The sequence below is a fragment of the Nonomuraea sp. NPDC048892 genome, from assembly GCF_040649735.1.
Lineage (GTDB): Bacteria > Actinomycetota > Actinomycetes > Streptosporangiales > Streptosporangiaceae > Nonomuraea > Nonomuraea maheshkhaliensis.
Genome location: NZ_JBEZFZ010000039.1, coordinates 51,410 through 71,099, shown reverse-complemented (window position 1 = coordinate 71,099; position 19,690 = coordinate 51,410). Strand labels below are relative to the sequence as shown.

Annotated in this window: 16 protein-coding genes; 2 read left to right on the top strand and 14 right to left on the bottom strand. The window is 71.0% G+C overall.

What is annotated here, in order from left to right; translation table 11 throughout:
* Positions 1-1,262 precede the first annotated feature (1,262 nt).
* Entirely contained in the window at positions 1,263-2,750 is a 1,488-nt protein-coding gene (locus AB0C28_RS52085; RefSeq protein ID WP_358084378.1) for a glycosyltransferase family 39 protein, read from the top strand.
* Positions 2,751-2,824: 74 nt separating this feature from the next.
* Here the strand turns inward: AB0C28_RS52085 and tyrS are convergent, their stop codons facing one another.
* Positions 2,825-4,090, bottom strand: a complete 1,266-nt coding sequence (tyrS, locus tag AB0C28_RS52080; protein WP_358084375.1) for a tyrosine--tRNA ligase — start codon at positions 4,088-4,090, stop codon at positions 2,825-2,827.
* 87 nt (positions 4,091-4,177) lie between these two features.
* On the opposite strand from tyrS, the gene AB0C28_RS52075 reads away from it, so the two are divergent.
* Positions 4,178-4,579: a PH domain-containing protein gene (locus AB0C28_RS52075; RefSeq protein ID WP_358084372.1), complete on the top strand. Its 402-nt coding sequence runs from the start codon at positions 4,178-4,180 to the stop codon at positions 4,577-4,579.
* Here AB0C28_RS52075 and AB0C28_RS52070 read toward each other — a convergent pair.
* From AB0C28_RS52070 to AB0C28_RS52010, 13 genes are all read right to left on the bottom strand, one after another.
* Positions 4,519-5,220: a DNA-3-methyladenine glycosylase gene (locus AB0C28_RS52070; protein ID WP_358084369.1), complete on the bottom strand. Its 702-nt coding sequence runs from the start codon at positions 5,218-5,220 to the stop codon at positions 4,519-4,521. The genes AB0C28_RS52075 and AB0C28_RS52070 overlap by 61 nt on opposite strands.
* Entirely contained in the window at positions 5,202-6,623 is a 1,422-nt protein-coding gene (gene argH, locus AB0C28_RS52065; RefSeq protein ID WP_357851371.1) for an argininosuccinate lyase, read from the bottom strand. The genes AB0C28_RS52070 and argH overlap by 19 nt, the downstream gene beginning before the upstream one ends.
* Before the next feature lie 32 nt (positions 6,624-6,655).
* Positions 6,656-7,855: an argininosuccinate synthase gene (locus tag AB0C28_RS52060; protein ID WP_357851368.1), complete on the bottom strand. Its 1,200-nt coding sequence runs from the start codon at positions 7,853-7,855 to the stop codon at positions 6,656-6,658.
* Positions 7,856-7,906: 51 nt separating this feature from the next.
* A complete protein-coding gene (locus AB0C28_RS52055; protein WP_346114359.1) occupies positions 7,907-8,413 on the bottom strand; it encodes an arginine repressor in 507 nt (168 codons plus the stop codon).
* A complete protein-coding gene (argF, locus tag AB0C28_RS52050; protein ID WP_358084366.1) occupies positions 8,410-9,333 on the bottom strand; it encodes an ornithine carbamoyltransferase in 924 nt (307 codons plus the stop codon). Before argF ends, AB0C28_RS52055 begins: the two co-directional genes overlap by 4 nt.
* Positions 9,330-10,496 (bottom strand): acetylornithine transaminase, encoded by a 1,167-nt coding sequence (locus AB0C28_RS52045; protein ID WP_357851364.1) that lies wholly within the window; start codon positions 10,494-10,496, stop codon positions 9,330-9,332. Before AB0C28_RS52045 ends, argF begins: the two co-directional genes overlap by 4 nt.
* The gene (argB, locus tag AB0C28_RS52040) at positions 10,493-11,368 is read right to left on the bottom strand and encodes an acetylglutamate kinase (RefSeq protein WP_357851361.1); all 876 of its coding nucleotides are present in this window, start codon (positions 11,366-11,368) and stop codon (positions 10,493-10,495) included. The genes AB0C28_RS52045 and argB overlap by 4 nt, the downstream gene beginning before the upstream one ends.
* The gene (argJ, locus tag AB0C28_RS52035; RefSeq protein WP_357851358.1) at positions 11,365-12,516 is read right to left on the bottom strand and encodes a bifunctional glutamate N-acetyltransferase/amino-acid acetyltransferase ArgJ; all 1,152 of its coding nucleotides are present in this window, start codon (positions 12,514-12,516) and stop codon (positions 11,365-11,367) included. Before argJ ends, argB begins: the two co-directional genes overlap by 4 nt.
* A 67-nt stretch (positions 12,517-12,583) precedes the next feature.
* Entirely contained in the window at positions 12,584-13,606 is a 1,023-nt protein-coding gene (gene argC, locus AB0C28_RS52030) for an N-acetyl-gamma-glutamyl-phosphate reductase (protein WP_357851355.1), read from the bottom strand.
* 333 nt (positions 13,607-13,939) lie between these two features.
* Positions 13,940-15,997 carry a bifunctional aldolase/short-chain dehydrogenase gene (locus AB0C28_RS52025; protein WP_358084363.1) on the bottom strand — a complete coding sequence of 686 codons (2,058 nt, stop codon included), beginning with the start codon at positions 15,995-15,997 and terminating at the stop codon, positions 13,940-13,942.
* 7 nt (positions 15,998-16,004) lie between these two features.
* Positions 16,005-17,162 (bottom strand): L-rhamnose isomerase, encoded by a 1,158-nt coding sequence (gene rhaI, locus AB0C28_RS52020; protein ID WP_358084360.1) that lies wholly within the window; start codon positions 17,160-17,162, stop codon positions 16,005-16,007.
* Positions 17,163-17,172: 10 nt separating this feature from the next.
* Positions 17,173-17,490, bottom strand: a complete 318-nt coding sequence (locus AB0C28_RS52015; protein WP_346114371.1) for an L-rhamnose mutarotase — start codon at positions 17,488-17,490, stop codon at positions 17,173-17,175.
* 84 nt (positions 17,491-17,574) lie between these two features.
* Entirely contained in the window at positions 17,575-19,527 is a 1,953-nt protein-coding gene (locus AB0C28_RS52010) for a beta-galactosidase (RefSeq protein WP_357851346.1), read from the bottom strand.
* Positions 19,528-19,690 lie beyond the last annotated feature (163 nt).

The following is a 19,690-nucleotide window of genomic DNA, read 5'->3' as shown; positions in this document are numbered from 1 at the left end:
ATCCGTCTTGGTCCGAAGACCTGACGGGGTTATGCATGTGTTTCATGCACTGGCTTTTAACACACTGTTGAGTTCTCAAGAAACGGACGCGTACAACTCGGTCTGGATCTGTATTCAGTGATCCTAGCCTCGAAGGCACTATCTCGTCTTCCGCAATCGTAGCAGATCGGCTAGCATCGAGTCAAATCTTGCGATTTGATCTGAGGCCGGATGACCTTCCAAGATTGTGCACCCCGTCTCCGGGGCAACCCTCGTAACTTACCGTGTCACCCGGAGCATGTCGAATCAACCGAATTTTCGGTAGTGTCGGCACGCCCGGACAACGGCCCATGCTGAAGCACGCCTAAGCGGCTCTGCCGGGTGGTTCGTTGTATCAAGGGGCTTGCCCTGGGGCCCGTCCGCCTGACCGGCGTCCGGCTCACTCCCGGGGCGAGGTGAAACATTAGGTCGCGATCCACGGCGCGTCAAATCGACTCGCCCGGGGGATGGGGGCTTGTCTCCGCCGCGTGAGAGTTCTGACTGGTCAGCGCGCTGGGATGCGGTTTTGCGCCCCGTGTCGGTACAGGCGGTGGCGTCGTGGTTGCCCTTCCCTTCTGTCCGGATGCCCGGGTGTCCGGGTGTCGTTGTCGTCGCATGCGGCATCGAGTGCGACGTGCTCAGGGTCGATGTGGTTCTCGCGGATGATGGTGCAACGCGAGTCGGCGCGATCGTGGGTGCTACTGATGCCGAGGCCGCCTGCCCCGCGCCCACTGGCAAGGCCGGCAACTGGTGGTGACAGGTGCCGGGTGGGAGCACAGTCGGGGGGAACCGTCTGGTGGGAGCGTTGCCCGGTGCGAGTGTTGCCGGGTGGTGGCCGTCGGTTTCCGGGTGGCCGTCGGCTGGGCGCGGCGCCATCCGGCGGTCGGGTCTGGCAGCGGTGTCGAGGGTTGGCAGCAGGAGCGGGAGCAAAAGCGGCAAGCGCAATGAGGCAGTAAGGCTGCCTGCGCGGAGTGCCTTTGGCGCAGGGTGCTGCGTTCGTAGCATCCCTGCGCTCGCAGGTGGCTCGGTGGAAAGCGGGCTGGAGGTCGGAGGTCTTTGGCCGGATGGCTTCGGAGAGTTGTTGCTCAGTGCCGCCTGAGGTGGTCGGGTCATAGGGGCGGAGACGATCACTTTCGCCATATACCGGGACCACTGCCGCGTATCCTGCCCCGGTGACCACTGCCGCCACACTAGCTCCCCCAGTCCGCCCCACCGCCCGTCCCCGCACGTCAACCCCTTGGTGGATGGGGCTGGTCGCCGGGCTGGCCGCGTTCTCGGGTAACGGCTCCTCGACTCTGAACGGGGACGAGTTGGCCACCATCAGCGCCGCCGGCCGTTCGCTGGCGGGGATGTTCGAGCTGGCGCGCCACATCGATGGGCACTTCCTCCCCTACTACCTGTTCATGCACTTCTGGGCGAAGGCGGGGACGGCGGAGTTGTGGTTGCGGCTGCCGTCGGCGGTGGCGATCGGGGTGGCGGCGTGGTTCCTGGTCGAGCTGGGGCGTCGGCTGCACAGCACGCGGGCGGGGGTGATCGCGGCCGGCGTGTTCGCGATCCTGCCGTCGGTGTCCTACTACGGGGCTTTTGCCAGGTCGTACGCGTTTGCGGCGGCCGCGGTCGTGTTCTCGTTCTGGGCGTTGCACCGGGCCTTGGAGAGCGGCGGGCGGCCGGGGGTGCGGCGCTGGGTGGTGTACGGGGTGGCGGTGGCGCTGGTGTGCTCCACGCATCTCTTCGCGGTGCTCGTGCTGCCGGCCCAGGTGCTGCTGATGCGACGGGCCGTGGCCGTGCGGATGGTGGTGGCGATGGCTGTGGGGTGTGTACCGGCCGCCGTTCTCGGGCTGATCGGGTACGGGGAGCGGCATGCCATCAGCTGGATCCCTGAGCGCGGGCCCGAGGTGTGGTTGAAGTTTCCCAAGATGGCGGCGGGGGCGGGCACGCTCGGAGTGGTGTTGTTCGTGATGGCGCTGGTGGGGGCGGCGGTGCTGTCCTGGAGGATGCCACGGGCGGGGACGGTGCAGGGCGGGAAGTCGCTGCGGGCCGGGGCGGGGCCGGACGGGGCAGCCGTCCCCCCATCCGCTGGGGAGGAGCGGAGCGGTGGGGTCTGGGCGTTCGTGCTGGTGGGGTGGCTCGTGCTGCCGCCGGTGCTGCTGCTGGTGGTCTCGTGGGCGGTGACGCCGGTGTACGTGGATCGCTATCTGTTCGTGACGGCTCCCGCGCTGGCGCTGCTGGCGGGGCTGGCCGTGGCGGGTCTCCCCCGGTTCCACGTGGTGGCGGGGGTGGTGGTCGTGGCGCTGGGGTGCGCGCTGGCATTCCCCGACCATGTCGACGTACGGGAGGAGAACGGCCGGTTCGAGAACATCCCGTGGGCCCTGCGGGTGATCAAGGCCGAGCCCGATGACGCCATCGTCTACGGGCAGAGCCAGCTGCGGATCGGATTCGACTACTACGCCGACTCCCTCATGCCCGTGGACGTGCTGCGGGCGGGCGACGAACCGGAGCCGGACGGGTTCGGCTATCCGGAGCGGTCGGATGTCTCGGCCGTGCTGAAGGAGCGGGAGCGGGTCTGGATCGTATGGCGGGGGACGAAGCAGTCGGGGCTTGAGGGGGATGCCGTGCCCCGGGTCGAGGAGGTTGAGCAAGCCGGGTTCGAGGTGACCCTGGCCAAGCATTCGGGGGATCTACCCGGCCTGACGGTGGCGTTGTTCGAACGGGGTCAAGGAGATGGCCGGTAGCGGCCAAGGGAGTGATGGCGAGCACGAGAACGGGCCCCCAGCGCAGCGCAGCCGGAGGGCCCGTATAGCAACGATCAGCCGACCTCGACGCCGCCGATCGACTTCTTGCCGCGCCGCAGCACCATGTACCGCCCACCGAGCAGATCATCCGCCCCAGGCACGTACGCCTCGTCGGTGATCTTGCGGTTGTTGAGGTACGCCCCGCCCTCCTTCACCGCCCGCCGGGCCGCCGACTTGGACTCCACCAGGCCGCTGTCGGCCAGCAGGTCCACAAAGGCGGTGCCGAGCTCGGGGATGGCGGCCCTGGGCACCTCGGCCAGCGCGGCCCCGAGGGTGGCGGCCGGCAGGTCCTCCAGTGAGCCCTGGCCGAACAGGGCCTTGGAGGCGGCGACGACCGCGTCCAGCTCCGCCCGGCCGTGCAGCAGCTCGGTGAGGTCCTCGGCCAGCGTGCGCTGGGCCTCGCGGGCGAAGGGACGTTCGGCGACGGCCTTCTCCAGCGCCTCGATCTCCTCGCGGCTGCGGAACGTGAACACCTTGAGGTAGTGGATCACGTCGCGGTCGTCGGTGTTGAGGAAGTACTGGTAGAAGGCGTACGGGGAGGTCATCTCGGGGTCGAGCCAGAGGGCGCCCCCGGCCGTCTTGCCGAACTTGGTGCCGTCGGCCTTGGTGATGAGCGGCTGGGTCAGCACGTGGACGTGGCCGCCCTCGACGCGGCGGATGAGGTCGGCGCCCGCGGTGATGTTGCCCCACTGGTCGCTGCCGCCGATCTGCAGGGTGCAGTTGTAGCGGCGGTAGAGCTCCAGGTAGTCGTTGGACTGCAGGATCTGGTAGCTGAACTCGGTGTAGCTGAGCCCTTCGCCCTGCAGCCGCGCGGAGACCGACTCCCTGGCGAGCATGCGGTTGACCGGGAAGTGCTTGCCGATGTCGCGCAGGAAGTCGATGGCGCTCAGCTCGCCGGTCCAGTCGAGGTTGCTGACGAGGCGGGCCGGGTTGGGCTGGGCGTCGAAGTCCAGAAATTTGCTGACCTGTCCGCGCAGGCGTTCCACCCACTCGGCGACGATCTCGCCGGAGTTGAGCGAGCGCTCGGTGTTGCGGCCGCTCGGGTCGCCGATGAGGCCGGTGGCGCCGCCGACCAGGCCGATCGGGTTGTGCCCTGCCAGCTGGAAGCGGCGCAGCGTGAGCAGCGGCACGAAGTGGCCGATGTGCAGGGACGGCGCGGTGGGGTCGAAACCGGAATAGACCGTGATCGGTGCCTCGGCCATGGACGCGCGCAGCGCGTCGAGGTCGGTGGACTGGGCGATCAGGCCTCGCCACGCGAGGTCGTCAAGGATGTCGGTCACGGTGATCTGGCTTCCCTGGGTCGTTGTCGGTGCCTTTAGCCTGCCCGATCGGTGCGCGTGGGCGCTACTTGGATACGCTGTGTACCCATGTGGAGGGTCCGTCGCGAGCTGGCCGTTTTCAAGATCTTAGGGGCTCTGGTGTGTGGCGGGCTCGGCGTTTACTGGTGGTGGGACGGCGATTTGCGCGGGGTGATCCTGGCGGTGCCCGCGGCCGTCCTGGTGGGCGGGATGGGGTTGCGCGACCTGCTCGTCCCGGTACGGCTGGCGGCCGACGAGAGCGGCATCACGGTGGTGCACGGGTTCGCGGGGCGGCGGCACGTGCCGTGGGAGTCGATCTGGGACGTCAAGGTGGACGTGCGCAGGCGGTGGGGGCTGCGCAGCGAGATGCTGGAGATCGACACCGGCGACTATCTGCACATCTTCAGCCCTCACGAGCTGGGCACCTCCCCCACGGAGGTGGCCGCGGCGCTGCGCCGGCGCGGCACGTGAGCGCGGTACGGCGACACGGTCGGGTCGCCGTCGATCCAGAACCGCCACGGGGTGTCCTTGGCCGTCGAGACGCCGGTGCGCGGCCCTGACCTGATCGCCAAAGGGTCGGCGGGCCGGCCGTGCAGCACGGTGGCCGACTGGTGCGGCCGGCCGGACGGCGAGCCTTCGAGGACGGCGTCGAGGCCGTTGTGCTCGCGCAGCAGGCCCAGGGCGACGGCCAGCCGGGCGGGGCCGCGGGCCAGGTCGCGATCGGCGACGGGCTTGCCGGACGATCGGCGGGCGCGGGCCTCGGCGGCGCCCGCGACCACTTCCCCGGCCCGCAGCAGCACGGCCGAGCCGAACCCCTCCGGCAGGCAGACGAGGTTCGCGCAGAAGTGCATGCCGTAGGTGAAGTAGACGTAGATGTGGCCCGGCGGGCCGAACATGACGGCGTTGCGCGGCGTCCTGCCCCGGTAGGTGTGGGCGGCCGGGTCCTCGCCGGGGCCGCCGTACGCCTCGACCTCGCTCAGGCGTACGGCGACGGCGCTCTCCCCGCTGCCGTGCACGAGCACGCGCCCGAGCAGGTCGGGCGCCACCTCCCATGACGGCCGGTCGAAGAAACTCCGCGGCAGCGCGGCGGAGCTCAGCTCCCCGCGGCCCATGCCGCCTGCGCGTCGACGGACTCCCGCAGCGCGACGAGCTGGTCGCGGACGCGGTCGGGCGCGGTGCCGCCGTAGGCCTTGCGCGCGGCCAGGGCGCCGGGCACGCTGAGCACGTCGCGGACGTCGGGGGTCAGGTGCGGCGAGACCTTGACCAGCTCGTCGTCGCTCAGCTCCCCGAGGTCCTTGTCGTTGACCTGGCACCACACGACGAGATGGCCGACGGCCTCGTGCGCCTCGCGGAACGGCACGCCGCGGCGGACGAGCAGCTCGGCCAGGTCGGTGGCCAGGGCGAACCCGTCGGGGGCCGAGGCCTCCATGCGGGCGGTGTTGATCCGCATGGTGGCGACCAGGCCGGCCATCGCGGGCAGGACGAGCAGGAGGGTGTCGACCGCGTCGAACACCGGCTCCTTGTCCTCCTGGAGGTCCCTGTTGTAGGTGAGCGGCAGGCCCTTGAGCGTGGTGAGCAGGGACATGAGGTTGCCGATGAGCCGCCCGGACTTGCCGCGGGCCAGCTCGGCGACGTCGGGGTTCTTCTTCTGCGGCATGATCGACGAGCCGGTGGAGTAGGCGTCGTCCATCTCGATCCAGCGGAACTCCTGCGAGGCCCACAGGACGATCTCCTCGCCCAGCCGCGACAGGTGCACACCGATCATGGCCGCGTCGAACAGGAACTCGGCGGCGAAGTCGCGGTCGGAGACGGCGTCCATCGAGTTGGGCGCGGCGGCGGAGAAGCCCAGCTCCTCGGCCACGGCCTGCGGGTCGAGCGGCAGCGAGGAGCCCGCGAGAGCGCCTGAGCCCAGCGGGGAGATCGCGGCGCGCTTGTCCCAGTCGGTGAGCCGGTCGACGTCACGGGCGAAGGCGTGCACGTGGGCCAGCAACTGGTGGCCGAACGAGACCGGCTGGGCGTGCTGCAGGTGGGTCATGCCGGGCGCGGCCGTGTCGGCGTGCTGCTCGGCCTGGGCCATCAGCGCCGTCTCCAGCTCGACCAGGCGCGAGACCACCGATCTGGCGTGGTCGCGCAGGTAGAGCCGCAGATCGGTGGCGATCTGGTCGTTGCGCGAGCGGCCCGCGCGCAGCTTGCCGCCGAGCGAGCCGAGCCGCTCCAGCAGGCCGCGTTCCAGCGCGGTGTGCACGTCCTCGTCGGCGACCGTCGGGCGGAACTCCCCCGCCTTGCACGCGCGCTCCAGGTCGTCGAGCGCGCCGATCATGCGGTCGAGCTCCTCGTCGCTCAGCAGCCCCGCCCTGTGCAGCACGCGGGCGTGCGCCCTGGACGCCGCCAGGTCGTACGGCACCAGCCGCCAGTCGAAGTGCACGCTCACCGACAGCCGGGCCAGCGCGTCGGACGGGCCGCTCTCGAAGCGTCCGCCCCACAGCCGCATCGGCTTGCCATCACTCACCGTCATCTCCTCCGTTTCCCCCGCGACCATAGTGCAAGTCAGTCCTTTCTCGTGTCCCGGGCCGCCGCGATCTTAGCGGGGAGGGAGAACAGCTGGACGAAGCCTTTGGCCAGGGACTGGTCGAAGGCGTCGCCGGTGTCGTACGTGGCTAGTGAGAAGTCGTACAGGGAGTCGTCGGAGCGCCGGCCCGTCACGGTGGCCCGCCCGCCGTGCAGGACCATCCTGATCTCGCCGTTGACGTGCTTCTGGGCCTCGGCGATGAGGGCGTCGAGCGCGTCCTTGAGCGGCGAGAACCACAGGCCGTCGTAGACGAGTTCGCTCCAGCGCTGGTCGACGCCGCGTTTGAAGCGGGCCAGGTCGCGCTCGACGGTGACGCTCTCCAGCTCCAGGTGCGCGGTGATGAGCGCGATGGCGCCCGGCGCCTCGTAGACCTCGCGTGACTTGATGCCGACCAGGCGGTCCTCGACCATGTCGATCCGGCCGACGCCGTGGGCGCCGGCGCGGCGGTTGAGCTCGTCGACGACCGCGTACGGGGTCATCGGCCGGCCGTCGAGGGCGACGGGGACGCCGCGGGCGAAGGTGATCACGACCTCGTCGGGGTCGCGGGGCCGGGCCGGGTCGGAGGTGTAGGAGTAGACCTCCTCGGTGGGGCCGTTCCAGATGTCTTCGAGGAAGCCGGTCTCGACGGCGCGGCCCCAGAGGTTCTGGTCGATGGAGAACGGGTTCTTCTTCGACGTCTCGATGGGCAGGCCCTTGGACTCGGCGTATTCGATGGCCTTGTCGCGCGTCCAGGCGAAGTCCCTGGCGGGGGCGATGACCTCAAGGTCGGGGGCGAGCGCGGCCAGGCCGGCCTCGAAGCGGACCTGGTCGTTGCCCTTGCCGGTGCAGCCGTGGGAGACGACGGTGCCGCCGAACCGCCTGGCCGCCGTCACCAGGTGCTTGACGATGAGCGGGCGCGAGAGGGAGGAGACCAGCGGGTAGCGGTCCATGTAGAGGGCGTTGGCCTGGAGGGCCGGCACGCAGAATTCGGCGGCGAACTCCTCCTTGGCGTCCACGACGACCGATTCTGCGGCGCCGCAGTCGATGGCCCGCTTCCTGATGGTCTCCATGTCCTCGCCGCCCTGGCCGAGGTCCACGGCGACGGCGATGACCTCGGCGTTCATCTTCTCGGCGAGGTACGGGATGGCGACCGAGGTGTCGAGCCCGCCGGAATAGGCGAGCACCACTCTGTCGGGCATGTCAGTCTCCCTGGAAGTCTGTCGGGTGCGCCGGGCGGCGACCTTCAGCAGTCAGGTGCGCCGGTCGGCGACCCTCAGCAGTGCCTCCGCGACGGCCTGCCCGCCCGCCGGGTCGCGGCTGATGACGAGGATCGTGTCGTCGCCGGCCACCGTGCCGAGGATGGACTCCCAGTCGGCGTGGTCGATGGCGGAGGCGAGGAACTGGGCCGCGCCCGGCGGGGTGCGCACCATGACCAGGTTCGCCGACGCCTCGGCTCCGACGAGCAGCTCTTCCGCGATGCGGTGGAGGCGGGCGTCGGGGCTCTCGCCGCTGCCGAGGCGGGCCAGCGGGATCCTGCCGCCGCCCTCACCTGGCAGGGCGTAGACGAGGGAGCCGTCGTCGGCGCGCAGCTTGAGCGCGCCGAGTTCGTCGAGGTCGCGCGAGAGCGTGGCCTGGGTGACCTCGACGCCGCTCTCGGCGAGGAGTTTGGCCAGCTCGGGCTGGGAGCGCACGGCCTTGCGCTCCAGCAGGTCGGTGATCTTCGCCTGCCGGGCGGCCTTGGTCATCGGGATGGTCATCGGTGCGACACCAGCCAGTGGAGCAGCGCCTTCTGGGCGTGCAGGCGGTTTTCCGCCTGGTCCCACACGACGCTGCGCGGGCCTTCGAGCACCTCGTCGGTGATCTCGTAGCCGCGGTAGGCGGGCAGGCAGTGCAGCACGATCGCGTCGGGTGCGGCGTGCTCGATCAGCTCGTTGTTCACCTGGTACGGCATGAGGGCGTTCACCCGATCCTCCTTGCCGTCCTGGCCCATCGAAACCCACGTGTCGGTGGCGATCACGTGGGCGCCCTGGACGGCGGCCACCGGGTCGGACAGCGCGAGCACCGAGCCGCCGGTCGCGGCGGCGATGGCCGCGGCCCGGTCGAGCAGGACGGCGTCCGGCTGGTAGCCGGCCGGGGCGGCGATGCGTACGTGCATCCCGGCGGTGGCGCCGCCGAGCAGGTAGGAGTGAGCCATGTTGTTGGCGCCGTCGCCCACGTAGGTGAGCGTGACGCCGGCGGTGCGGCCCAGCCGTTCGCGGACGGTCTGCAGGTCGGCGAGGATCTGGCAGGGGTGGAAGTCGTCGGTGAGCGCGTTGACGACCGGCACCTTGGAGTGGGCGGCCATCTCCTCGATCAGCGCCTGGCCGGTGGTGCGCCAGACGATGGCGGCGACCTGCCGGTCGAGCACCCTGGCCAGGTCGGAGGCCGGTTCGCCGCGGCCCATGAGCACCGAGACGTTGTCGACGACCAGCGGCAGGCCGCCCAGCTCGCCGATGCCGGTGTGGAAGGAGACGCGGGTCCTGGCCGACGGCTTGTCGAACAGGACGGCGACGGTCTGCGGCCCCTCGAAGGGGCGGTAGCCGAAGCGGTCCTTCTTCATGGCGGCGGCCAGGTCGAGGACCTCCGCCTGCTCGGCGGGGGCGAGGTCGTCGTCGCGCAGGAAGTGCCTGGGGCTCATCCGGCCGCCTCCGTCAGGATGGCGGGCAGCGCCGCCACCAGTGCGTCGACTTCTTCAGCGGTCACGATCAGCGGCGGGGCGATGCGCACGGCGTCGGGTTGCAGCGCGTTGACCAGGAAGCCGGCGTGGGCGGCGGCCTGCTGGACCTGGGCCGAGCGGTCGTCGGTCAGCACGGCGGCCAGCCACAGGCCCCGGCCGCGCACGCCCTTGAGCAGCGGGTGGCGGACGGACTCCAGGCCGGTGCGCAGCCGCGCGGCGACCGACTTCACGTGGTCGAGGTCGACGGTGTCGAGCACGGCGAGCGCGGCGGCGCACGAGACGGGGTTGCCGCCGAAGGTGGAGCCGTGGTCGCCCTTCTCGAACAGCCGGCCGGCGTCGCCGAAGCCGACGCACGCGCCGATGGGCAGCCCGCCACCGAGGCCCTTGGCCAGGGTGAGGATGTCGGGGGTGACGCCGTCGGCCTGGTGGGCGAACCAGTGTCCGGTACGGCCGATGGCCGACTGGATCTCGTCGGCGACCAGCAGGGCGCCGGTGGAGTCGCAGATCTCGCGGGCGGCCTCGAAGTAGCCCTCGGGCGGCGGGACGACGCCGGCCTCGCCCTGGGTGGGCTCCAGGAAGACCGCGATGCAGTCGCCGGTGACGGCCTCCTTGAGCGCGTCGGCGTCGCCGTAAGGGACGAAGCGGACCTCGACCGGGAACGGGCCGAACTGGTCGCGGATGGCCCGCTTGCCGGTCAGGGACAGGGCGCCGATCGTGCGGCCGTGGAAGCCGTTCTCGGCGGCGACGAAGTAGGAGCGGCCCTCGCGCCGGCCGTACTTGAGCGCGAGCTTGTACGCGGCCTCGTTGGCCTCGGTGCCGGAGTTGGCGAAGAACACGCGGGCGGGGGCGTTCAGCAGGTCGAGGAGGCGTTCGGCGAGCCGCACCTCGGGTTCGTGCAGAAACAGGTTGCTCGTGTGCGCGATCGTGGCGACCTGCGCGGAGACGGCCTCGACGAGGGCCGGGTGGGCGTGGCCGAGCGAGCTGGTCGCGATGCCGGCGATGAAGTCGAGGTACTGCCTGCCTTCGGCGTCCCAGACGCGGGTGCCCTCTCCGCGCGCCAGCGCTATCGGGGGGACGCCGTAATTGGGCATGAACGCGTTTTCGAACCTCGTGAACAGGTTCATGAGGGCACCACCATCGTTCCGATTCCTTCGTTGGTGAAGATCTCCAGCAGCAGCGAGTGGGACACCCGCCCGTCGAGCACGTGGGCCTGGGGAACCCCGCCCTGCACGGCCGTCAGGCAGGCCTCCATCTTGGGCACCATGCCGCTGGACAGCTTGGGCATCAGCGCCGCGAGTTCGTCGGCGGTGAGCAGGTCGATGACGTCGGTGTCGTCGGGCCAGTTGGCGTACAGGCCCTCGACGTCGGTCAGCACGATCAGTTTGTGCGCCTTGAGCGCCACGGCCAGCGCGGCGGCGGCGGTGTCGGCGTTGACGTTGTAGATCTCTCCGTCGTCGCCCCTGGCCACGCTGGAGATGACCGGGATGCGGCCGTTGTCGAGCAGGGCTTCGACCGCGCCCGGCTCGACCTTGATGATCTCGCCGACCTGGCCGATGTCGACCGGCTCGCCGTCCACGAGCGCGTGCTTGCGCACGGCGGTGAACAGGTGGGCGTCCTCCCCCGACATGCCGATGGCGAACGGGCCGTGCCGGTTGACCAGGCCGACGATGTCGCGGTTGACCTGGCCGGTGAGGACCATGCGGACGACCTGCATGGCCTCGGGCGTGGTGACGCGCAGCCCGGCGGTGAACGTGGACTCGATGCCGAGCTGGTCGAGCGCGGTGCTGATCTGGGGGCCGCCGCCGTGCACCACGACCGGGCGCAGGCCGGCGTGGTGCAGGAAGACGACGTCCTCGGCGAAGCCCTCCTTGAGCGACTCCTCCGTCATGGCGTTGCCGCCGTACTTGATCACGACGGTGGCGCCGTGGAAGCGGGTGAGCCAGGGCAGCGCCTCGATCAGCGACTCGGCCTTGGCCTGCGCGGTGGTGAGTCTCATGAGGAGTACGCCGAGTTCTCGTGGACGTAGTCGGCCGTCAGGTCGGTGGTGTGCACGGTCGCGGTGTGCGTGCCGGCCGACAGGTCGATGGTGATCGTCACGTCGCGCGGGCGCATGTCCACCTTGGAACGGTCGTCGCCGACGGCGCCGCCCCGGCAGATCCAGATGCCGTTGATGGCGACGTTGAGCCGGTCGGGCTCGAACTCGGCGTCGGTGGTGCCGACGGCGGCCAGGACGCGGCCCCAGTTGGGGTCCTCGCCGTGGATGGCGCACTTGAGCAGGTTGGAACGGGCGACCGAGCGGCCGACCTTGACCGCGTCGTGCTCGGAGGCGGCGCCGACCACCTCGATGGCGATGGCCTTGGAGGCGCCCTCGGCGTCCACCAGGAGCTGCCTGGCCAGGTCGGCGCAGACCTCGTGCACCTTCTGCCCGAACTCCTCCAGATCGGGCCGCACGCCCGAGGCGCCGCTGGCCAGCAGCAGCACGGTGTCGTTGGTGGACATGCACCCGTCGGTGTCGAGCCGGTCGAACGTCTGGGAGGTGGCCTGGCGCAGGGCGGCGTCGAGCTCCTCGCTGGTCAGCTCGGCGTCGGTGGTGATCACGCAGAGCATGGTGGCCAGGGCGGGGGCGAGCATGCCCGCGCCCTTGGCCATGCCGCCGACCATGTAGCCGCTGCCGCGCCGGAACGAGATCTTGGAGACGGTGTCGGTGGTGCGGATCGCGTCGGCCGCGGCCAGGCCGCCGTCGCGGGAGAGCTGGCCCGCGGCGTTCTCGACGCCGGACAGCAGCGCGTCCATGGGCAGCCGCTCGCCGATGAGACCGGTCGAGCAGACGGCGATCTCGCCCGCGGAGTCCGCCAGCACCTCGGCGGCCTTCTCGGCGGTGGCGTGGGTGTCCTGGAAGCCCTCGGGGCCGGTGCAGGCGTTGGCGCCGCCCGAGTTGAGCACCACCGCGCGCAGCCGCCCGCCCGACAGGACCTGCTGCGACCACAGCACGGGGGCGGCCTTGACCCGGTTGGCGGTGAAGACGCCCGCGGCGGCGCGGCTGGGGCCGTCGTTGACAACGAGGGCCAGGTCACGGGCGTCGCCCGACTTGATCCCCGCGGCCACTCCTGCCGCTCTGAAGCCCAAGGGGGCGGTGACACTCATGCGTCCTCCTTCGCCGGCCGCGCAAGTGTCGGGCACGCTCGCTCGTTGGTTCCTTCGCTGCGCTCTCTCACGGAGCAACTCCTGTCAGGGGGAGGCCGAGCTCTTCCGGCAGGCCGAGGGCGAGGTTCACGCTCTGGATCGCGCCCCCTGCCGTGCCCTTGGTGAGGTTGTCGATGGCGATGACGGCGACCACGCGGCCCGCGCGCTCGTCGAGCGTCACCTGAAGGGCGGCGGTGTTGGCGCCGTAGGTCATGGAGGTGGCGGGCCAGGTGCCCTCGGGCAGCAGCCGGACGAAGGGCTCGCCCTTGAGCGCGACCTCGTACGCCGAGCGCAGCGCCTCCTTGGTGAGGCCGGGCGCGGCAGGGGCGGAGCAGGTGGCGAGGATGCCCCGGCTCATGGGGGCCAGCGTCGGGGTGAACGACACCCGGACGGGCGTGCCCGCGACGGACGACAGGCCCTGCTCCATCTCGGGGGTGTGGCGGTGGACGCCGCCCACGGAGTAGGCGCTGACCGAGCCCATGACCTCGCTGCCGAGCAGGTTGGGCTTGGGCGCGCGGCCGGCGCCGCTGGTGCCGCTGGCGGCCACCACGACGACGTCGGGCCCGGCGAGCCCGGCGGCGAACGCGGGCGTCAGGGCGAGCAGGACGGAGGTCGGGTAGCAGCCGGGGACGGCGATGCGCTTGGCCGCCTTGAGGATCTCGCGCTGGCGGGGCAGCTCGGGCAGGCCGTAGGGCCAGGTGCCGGCGTGCTCGCCGCCGTAGAACTCCTGCCAGGCGTCCGGGTCGGCGAGCCGGTGGTCGGCGCCGCAGTCGACCACGATCGTCTCCTCGCCCAGCTGGGCGGCGACGGCGGCGGAGTGGCCGTGCGGCAGGGCCAGGAAGACGACGTCGTGCCCGGCGAGCGTGTCGGCGGTGGTGTCTTCAAGGACGCGGTCGGCCAGCTGCGGCAGGTGGGGTTGCGATGCCCCCAGGAGGCTGCCCGCGCTGGAGGCGGCGGTGAGCGCGCCGATCTCGATCTCGGGGTGGGTGAGCAGCAGGCGGAGCAGCTCCCCTCCCGCGTAGCCGCTGGCTCCCGCGATGGCTGCCCTCATTCAAGCCCTCCTGCATGATTATGCATCATCACTCATAACTTTGCTTGTGAAGATGATGCACTCTAGGAAATGAACATGCAAGCCGGGAGGGGCGTGGTGCCCGCATCGTGAGACTTGTCACCTGCGGGTGAGCTCCAGGGCAACGCCGTGGGGTCGGAGGCCATGACCCGGTTCATGTCCGATTTCACCGTCCGCTACACGTGAAAGTGCTCCAGGGCACATCAATGTCCCGTGCGGCCTATTCCGGGAACGCCGGAGGCCGCCGTGACCGGAAGGGGTCACGGCGGCCGGAATCGGGCGGTCCGCCGGGGGTGGCGCGGCGAAAGCGATGAGTCAGCGCAGGAAGGCGGCGGCCACGCCCGCGTCGACCGGGACGTGCAGCCCGGTGGTGTGGGTCAGGTCGCTGCCGGCGAGGGCGAAGACGGCGTTGGCCACGTGCTCGGGCAGGACCTCGCGCTTGAGCAGCGTCCGCTGCGCGTAGAACTCGCCCAGTTTCTCCTCCTCCACCCCGTACACGGCGGCCCGGTTGGCGCCCCAGCCGGAGGCGAAGATGCCGGAGCCGCGGACGACGCCGTCGGGGTTGACGCCGTTGACCCTGATGCCGTGGGCGCCCAGCTCGGCCGCGAGCAGCCGTACCTGGTGGGCCTGGTCGGCCTTGGCGGCGCCGTAGGCGACGTTGTTCGGGCCGGCGAAGACGGCGTTCTTGGAGGAGATGTAGACGATGTCGCCGCCCATCGCCTGGTCGATCATGACCCTGGCCGTCTCGCGCGAGACCAGGAACGAGCCGCGCGCCATGACGTCGTGCTGCAGGTCCCAGTCGGCCGCGGTCGTCTCCAGCAGCGCCCGCGACAGCGACAGGCCGGCGTTGTTGACGACCAGGTCGACGCCGCCGAAGGCGAGCACGCCCGCGCGCACCGCCGCGGCGATCTGCTCCTCGGAGGTGACGTCCACGCCGACCGCCACGGCCACGTCGGCCGCCCGGTACGCGGACGCGCCGATCTCGGCGGCCACCTTCTCCGCCGCGCCCAGGTCGCGGTCGGCCACGATCACGCACGCGCCCTCGGCGGCCAGCCGGCGGGCGGTGGCCGCGCCGATGCCCGACCCGCCGCCCGTCACCAGCGCCACCCGGGTGGCCAGCGGCTTGGGCCTGGGCATGCGGCGCAGCTTGGCCTCCTCCAGCTCCCAGTACTCGATGCGGAACTTCTCCGACTCGGGGATGGGGGCGTAGGAGGAGACGGACTCGGCGCCGCGCATGACGTTGATCGCGTTGACGTAGAACTCGCCGGCCACGCGGGCGGTCTGCTTGTCCTTGCCGAAGGAGAACATGCCGACGCCGGGCACCAGCACGATCGCCGGGTCCGCGCCGCGCATCGGCGGGGAATCCGGCCCTGCGTGCCGCTCGTAGTAGGCCGTGTAGTCCGCGCGGTAGGCGGCGTGCAGCTCGCGCAGCCGCTCGGCCACCCGCTCCAGCGGCGCGTCCGGCGGCAGGTCGAGCACCATCGGCGCGACCTTGGTGCGCAGGAAGTGGTCGGGGCAGGACGTGCCCAGCGCCGCCAGCCTCGGGTGCTCGGCGCGCGCGACGAAGTCGAGCACCTCGGCCGAGTCGGTGTAGTGGCCGACCACGCGCACGTCGGTGGAGGCCAGGCCGCGCACGATCGGGAACAGCGCGGCAGCCCGCTCGTGCCGCTCGGCCTCCGGCAGCGGGTCGTGGACGACCGCGCCGAAGGGGTCGGGGCGGCCGTGCTCGGCCAGGTACGCCTCCGCCGTGCGGATGATCTCCAGCGAGCGCGACTCGCACTCCTGCGAGGTCGCCCCCCACGCGGTGATGCCGTGACCGCCGAGGACGCAGCCGATCGCCTGCGGGTTCGCCTCCTTGATGGCGGCGATGTCCAGGCCGAGCTGGAAGCCCGGCCGGCGCCACGGCACCCACACGACCCGGTCGCCGAAGACGCGCCCGGTCAGCTCCTCGCCGTCGGCGGCGGTCGCGATGGTGATGCCGGCGTCGGGGTGCAGGTGGTCCACGTGGCCGGCCTCGACCAGGGCATGCATGGCGGTGTCGATCGACGGCGCGGCGCCGCCCTTGCCGTGCAGGCAGTAGTCGAAGGCCGCCACCATCTCGTCCTCGCGCTCCACGCCCGGGTAGACGCCCTTGAGCGCGCGCAGCCGGTCGAGGCGGAGCACGGCCAGGCCCTGCTCCTTCAGGGTGCCGAGGTCGCCGCCCGAGCCCTTGACCCAGAGCAGCTCCGTCTCCTCGCCGGTGACGGGGTCGGGCGCGGCGCCCTTGGCCGAGGTGTTGCCGCCCGCGAAGTTCGTGTTGCGCGGGTCGGCCCCCAGGCGATGAGAGCGTTCCAGCAGCTCGCGTACGGTGTCGTCAGAAGTTCGCTTGTCCATCGTGGTGCTAGGCCCCCCAGCCGGCCTGCTGGCCGCCGACGCGCTCGGCGGCGATCTTCTCGAAGTATCCGGACTTGGCGTAGGCGGCCATCGGGTCGGGCGCGAGGCCCCGCTCCTCGCGCAGCTCGGCGAGCAGCGGCCGCACGTCGGTGTTGTAGGCGTCCATGAATACGGCGTTCGCGCCCAGCACGTCGCCCTCCGCCTGGGCGGCGGCCAGCGCCTCCCGGTCCACCAGCAGCGCCTTGGCGGTGGCCTCCTGCACGTTCATGACCGAGCGGATCTGGCCCGGGATCTTGGGCTCGATGTTGTGGCACTGGTCCAGCATGAACGCCACCCCGGTCTCGGGGTCGAGCCCGCCGCCGCGTACGACCTCGTACATGATGCGGAACAGCTGGAACGGGTCGGCCGCGCCCACCATGAGGTCGTCGTCGGCGTAGAAGCGGGAGTTGAAGTCGAACCCGCCGAGCTTGCCCTCACGCAGCAGGAACGCCACGATGAACTCGATGTTCGTGCCCGGCGCGTGGTGGCCGGTGTCGACCACGACCTGCGCCTTCGGGCCCAGCTTGACGCAGTGGGCGTAGGCGGTGCCCCAGTCGGGCACGTCGGTGGCGTAGAAGGCCGGCTCGAACAGCTTGTACTCCAGCAGGAACCGCTGGCCCTCGCCGAGACGGTCGTAGACCTCGGCCAGCGACTCGGCCAGGCGGTCCTGGCGCGCCCTGATGTCGTCCTGGCCCGGGTAGTTGATGCCGTCGGAGAACCACAGCTTCAAGGTGTCGGAGCCGGTGGCGTCCATGATGTCGACGCATTCGAGCAGGTGGTCGGTCGCCTTGCGGCGCACCCGCTTCGCGGGATGGGTGACGCTGCCGAGCATGTAGTCGTCGTCCTGGAAGACGTTGGAGTTGATCGCGCCGATGCCCACGCCCAGCTCGCGGGCGTGGCGGGCCAGGTCGGCGTAGTCGTCGACCTTGTCCCACGGGATGTGCAGGGCGACCGTGGGGGCGATGCCGGTGTGGGCGTGCACCTGGGCGGCGTCGGCCAGCTTCTCGTACGGGTCGCGCGGCACCCCCTTCTGGGCGAACACCTTGAACCGGGTGCCGCTGTTGCCGTAGGCCCAGGACGGCGTCTCGATGTGCTGCGCCAGCAGCGTGGCCTTGATGTCAGTCATAGCTCCCCGATCAATCCAGGTGGAACACTTCGGTCAGCGGTGTCATGCCCTCGTCGGGGCGGCCGTCGAGGCCCTCGAAGAACGGCGCCATCTCGGCCTGCCACCGGGCGTTGACCTCGGTCTCGGCCATCGCCTTCTGGGCCGCCTCGAAGTCGTCGGTCTCCAGGTAGCCCACGAGCAGGCCGTCGTCCCTGAGGAAGAGCGAGTAGTTGTGCCAGCCGGTGCGCGACAGCGCCGCTCGCATCTCCGGCCAGACGTCGCGGTGGCGTTCGCGGTACTCCGCCAGCCGCTCTGGGCGGACTTTCAGCAGGAAGCAGACGCGTTGCACTGACAATCCCTTCAAAACGTTTTAATCCTTCGTGCAGGAAACTATGATTCCTGCTGCCCGCTGTCAATGCACCTCCCGCCGTACTCAGGGAGCGCGAGTGACCAGGGGGATGACCAGGGCGTCCCCGGCCGGGACGGTGACCGCCTCGCCCGCCTCCGTGGTCACCGTGGCGTCCCGGTCCGTGTGGTTGATCGCGAACAGGAACGAGCGCCCGTCGGCGTGGGAGCGCCGTACGACCTCGACGCCGGGCACGCTCGCGGCGGGCGGCTCCACCTCCGCCTCGCGGCAGACCGTGGCCAGCACCTCGGCCAGCGCGGCGTCGTCGAGCACCGTGGTCAGGTAGTGCGCCGCGCCGTCGCCGTAGTCGTTGCGGGTCCAGGCCGGCTCGCCGGAGACGTAGGTGTCGAGCACCTTCGCGGTGGTGGCCTGCGCGGCCTCGCTCCACACGGTCCCGGTCGCGCCCGAAGCCAGCCGGATCGGCGCGGCCAGGGGGAGGAACTCCTCGGTGCTGACGCCGAGCAGGTCCCGCCAGGCGCCGGGGTAGCCGCCCAGCCGCACCCGGTCGTGCTCGTCCACGATCCCGCTGTACGGCCCCACGAGCACGACCCCGCCCCGCCGGGCGAACTCCTCCAGGTTGGCCGCCCCCGCGTCGCTCACCAGGTAGAGCTGGGGCACCAGGACCAGGCGGTAGCCGGACAGGTCCCCTTCGGGGTGGGCCACGTCGCAGGTGACGCCGGCCCGCCAGAGCGCGGCGTGCCAGCGCTTGGCCTCCTCCACGGGGTCGAGGTCGGCGGTCGGCTGGGCCGGGTGGTCCTGCGCCCACACGCTGGAGTGGTCGACGAGCAGGGCGACCTCGGCCGTGACCGTGCTGCCCGCCACCTCGGCCAGCGAGGCCAGCTCCGCGCCCAGCGCCACGACCTCGCGCCAGACCTTGGTGCCGGTGCCCGCGTGCGGCAGCATCGCCGAGTGCCACTTCTCGGCGCCCGCCCGCGACTGCCGCCACTGGAAGAACATGATCCCGTCCGCGCCCCTGGCCAGGTGGGACAGCGAGTTGCGGCGCAGCTCGCCGGGGGTCTTGGCGAGGTTGCGCGGCTGCCAGTTGACCGCGCTGGTGGAGTGCTCCATGAGCAGCCAGGGCCGGCCGCCGTTGAGCGAGCGAGCGTAGTCGGCGGCGAAGGCCAGGTCGATGTGCGGCTCGGGGCGGGCGCCGAGCAGGTAGTGGTCGGTCGAGACCACGTCCACCTCGGCGGCGAAGGCCCAGGCGTCCATGTCCCAGTGCGCGCCTGCCATCAGGTTGGTGGTCGCGGGCACGCCGGGGGTCAGCTCCCTGAGCAGGTCGCGCTCGGCCACGTACAGCTCGACGAGGGCGTCGGAGCTGAAGCGGCGGAAGTCGAGCTGCTGGCCCGGGTTGGGGAAGCTGGGGGTGGCGCGGGGCGGCAGGATCTGCGCCCAGTCGCTGTAGCGCTGCGACCAGAACGCGGTGCCCCAGGCGTCGTTGAGCGCGTCGAGCGTGGCATGGTGCGCGCGCAGCCAGGCGCGGAAGGCCGCCGCCGAGGTGTCGCAGTAGCAGCGGGCGTTGTGGCAGCCGTACTCGTTGTGCACGTGCCACATCGCCAGCGCCGGATGGTCGCGGTAGCGCGTGGCCACCTGCTCGGCGATGCGCAGCGCCTTCTCGCGGTAGATCGGCGAGCTGGGGCAGAAGCCCTGCCTGCTGCCGTGGTGCAGCCGGCGGCCGTCGGCGTCCACCGGGAGCGCCTCGGGGTAGGCGTCGGCGAACCAGGGCGGCGGCGCGGCGGTGGGGGTCGCCAGGTTGGCCCGGATGCCGTTCCCGGCCAGCAGGTCCATCACCCGGTCGAACCAGCCGAAGTCGAACACGCCCTCGGCGGGTTCGATCAGCGACCAGGAGAAGATCCCGACGCTGACCCGGTTGACGCCGGCCGCGCGCATCAGCGCGACGTCCTGCTCCCACGTCTCCTCGGGCCACTGCTCCGGGTTCCAGTCGCCGCCGTACGCGATGACTTCCGGGACATCCGGCATGAAGCCTGCCTTTCAAGTATGGACTGTTAGCGCTCACAGTCTGTTACGCCGATGTTTATGGTGGATTAAAACGTTCTCTCCCCCCAGCCACAAGACCCCGGCCACCGCCGGACGGAAAATCGCCGCTGATCAGCCGATGACCCCGCGATCACGCCGGACCGCT

What these genes read in the sequence shown, in the direction of transcription:
- AB0C28_RS52075 (WP_358084372.1), top strand. Translation starts at nt 4,178, where the DNA reads ATGTGGAGGGTCCGTCGCGAGCTGGCCGTTTTCAAGATCTTAGGGGCT.
- argC (WP_357851355.1), bottom strand. Translation starts at nt 13,606, where the DNA reads ATGAGGGCAGCCATCGCGGGAGCCAGCGGCTACGCGGGAGGGGAGCTG.
- AB0C28_RS52025 (WP_358084363.1), bottom strand. Translation starts at nt 15,997, where the DNA reads ATGGACAAGCGAACTTCTGACGACACCGTACGCGAGCTGCTGGAACGC.
- AB0C28_RS52010 (WP_357851346.1), bottom strand. Translation starts at nt 19,527, where the DNA reads ATGCCGGATGTCCCGGAAGTCATCGCGTACGGCGGCGACTGGAACCCG.
- AB0C28_RS52070 (WP_358084369.1), bottom strand. Translation starts at nt 5,220, where the DNA reads ATGGGCCGCGGGGAGCTGAGCTCCGCCGCGCTGCCGCGGAGTTTCTTC.
- argB (WP_357851361.1), bottom strand. Translation starts at nt 11,368, where the DNA reads ATGAGACTCACCACCGCGCAGGCCAAGGCCGAGTCGCTGATCGAGGCG.
- argH (WP_357851371.1), bottom strand. Translation starts at nt 6,623, where the DNA reads ATGACGGTGAGTGATGGCAAGCCGATGCGGCTGTGGGGCGGACGCTTC.
- argJ (WP_357851358.1), bottom strand. Translation starts at nt 12,516, where the DNA reads ATGAGTGTCACCGCCCCCTTGGGCTTCAGAGCGGCAGGAGTGGCCGCG.
- AB0C28_RS52055 (WP_346114359.1), bottom strand. Translation starts at nt 8,413, where the DNA reads ATGACCATCCCGATGACCAAGGCCGCCCGGCAGGCGAAGATCACCGAC.
- AB0C28_RS52045 (WP_357851364.1), bottom strand. Translation starts at nt 10,496, where the DNA reads ATGAACCTGTTCACGAGGTTCGAAAACGCGTTCATGCCCAATTACGGC.
- AB0C28_RS52060 (WP_357851368.1), bottom strand. Translation starts at nt 7,855, where the DNA reads ATGCCCGACAGAGTGGTGCTCGCCTATTCCGGCGGGCTCGACACCTCG.
- rhaI (WP_358084360.1), bottom strand. Translation starts at nt 17,162, where the DNA reads ATGACTGACATCAAGGCCACGCTGCTGGCGCAGCACATCGAGACGCCG.
- argF (WP_358084366.1), bottom strand. Translation starts at nt 9,333, where the DNA reads ATGAGCCCCAGGCACTTCCTGCGCGACGACGACCTCGCCCCCGCCGAG.
- AB0C28_RS52085 (WP_358084378.1), top strand. Translation starts at nt 1,263, where the DNA reads ATGGGGCTGGTCGCCGGGCTGGCCGCGTTCTCGGGTAACGGCTCCTCG.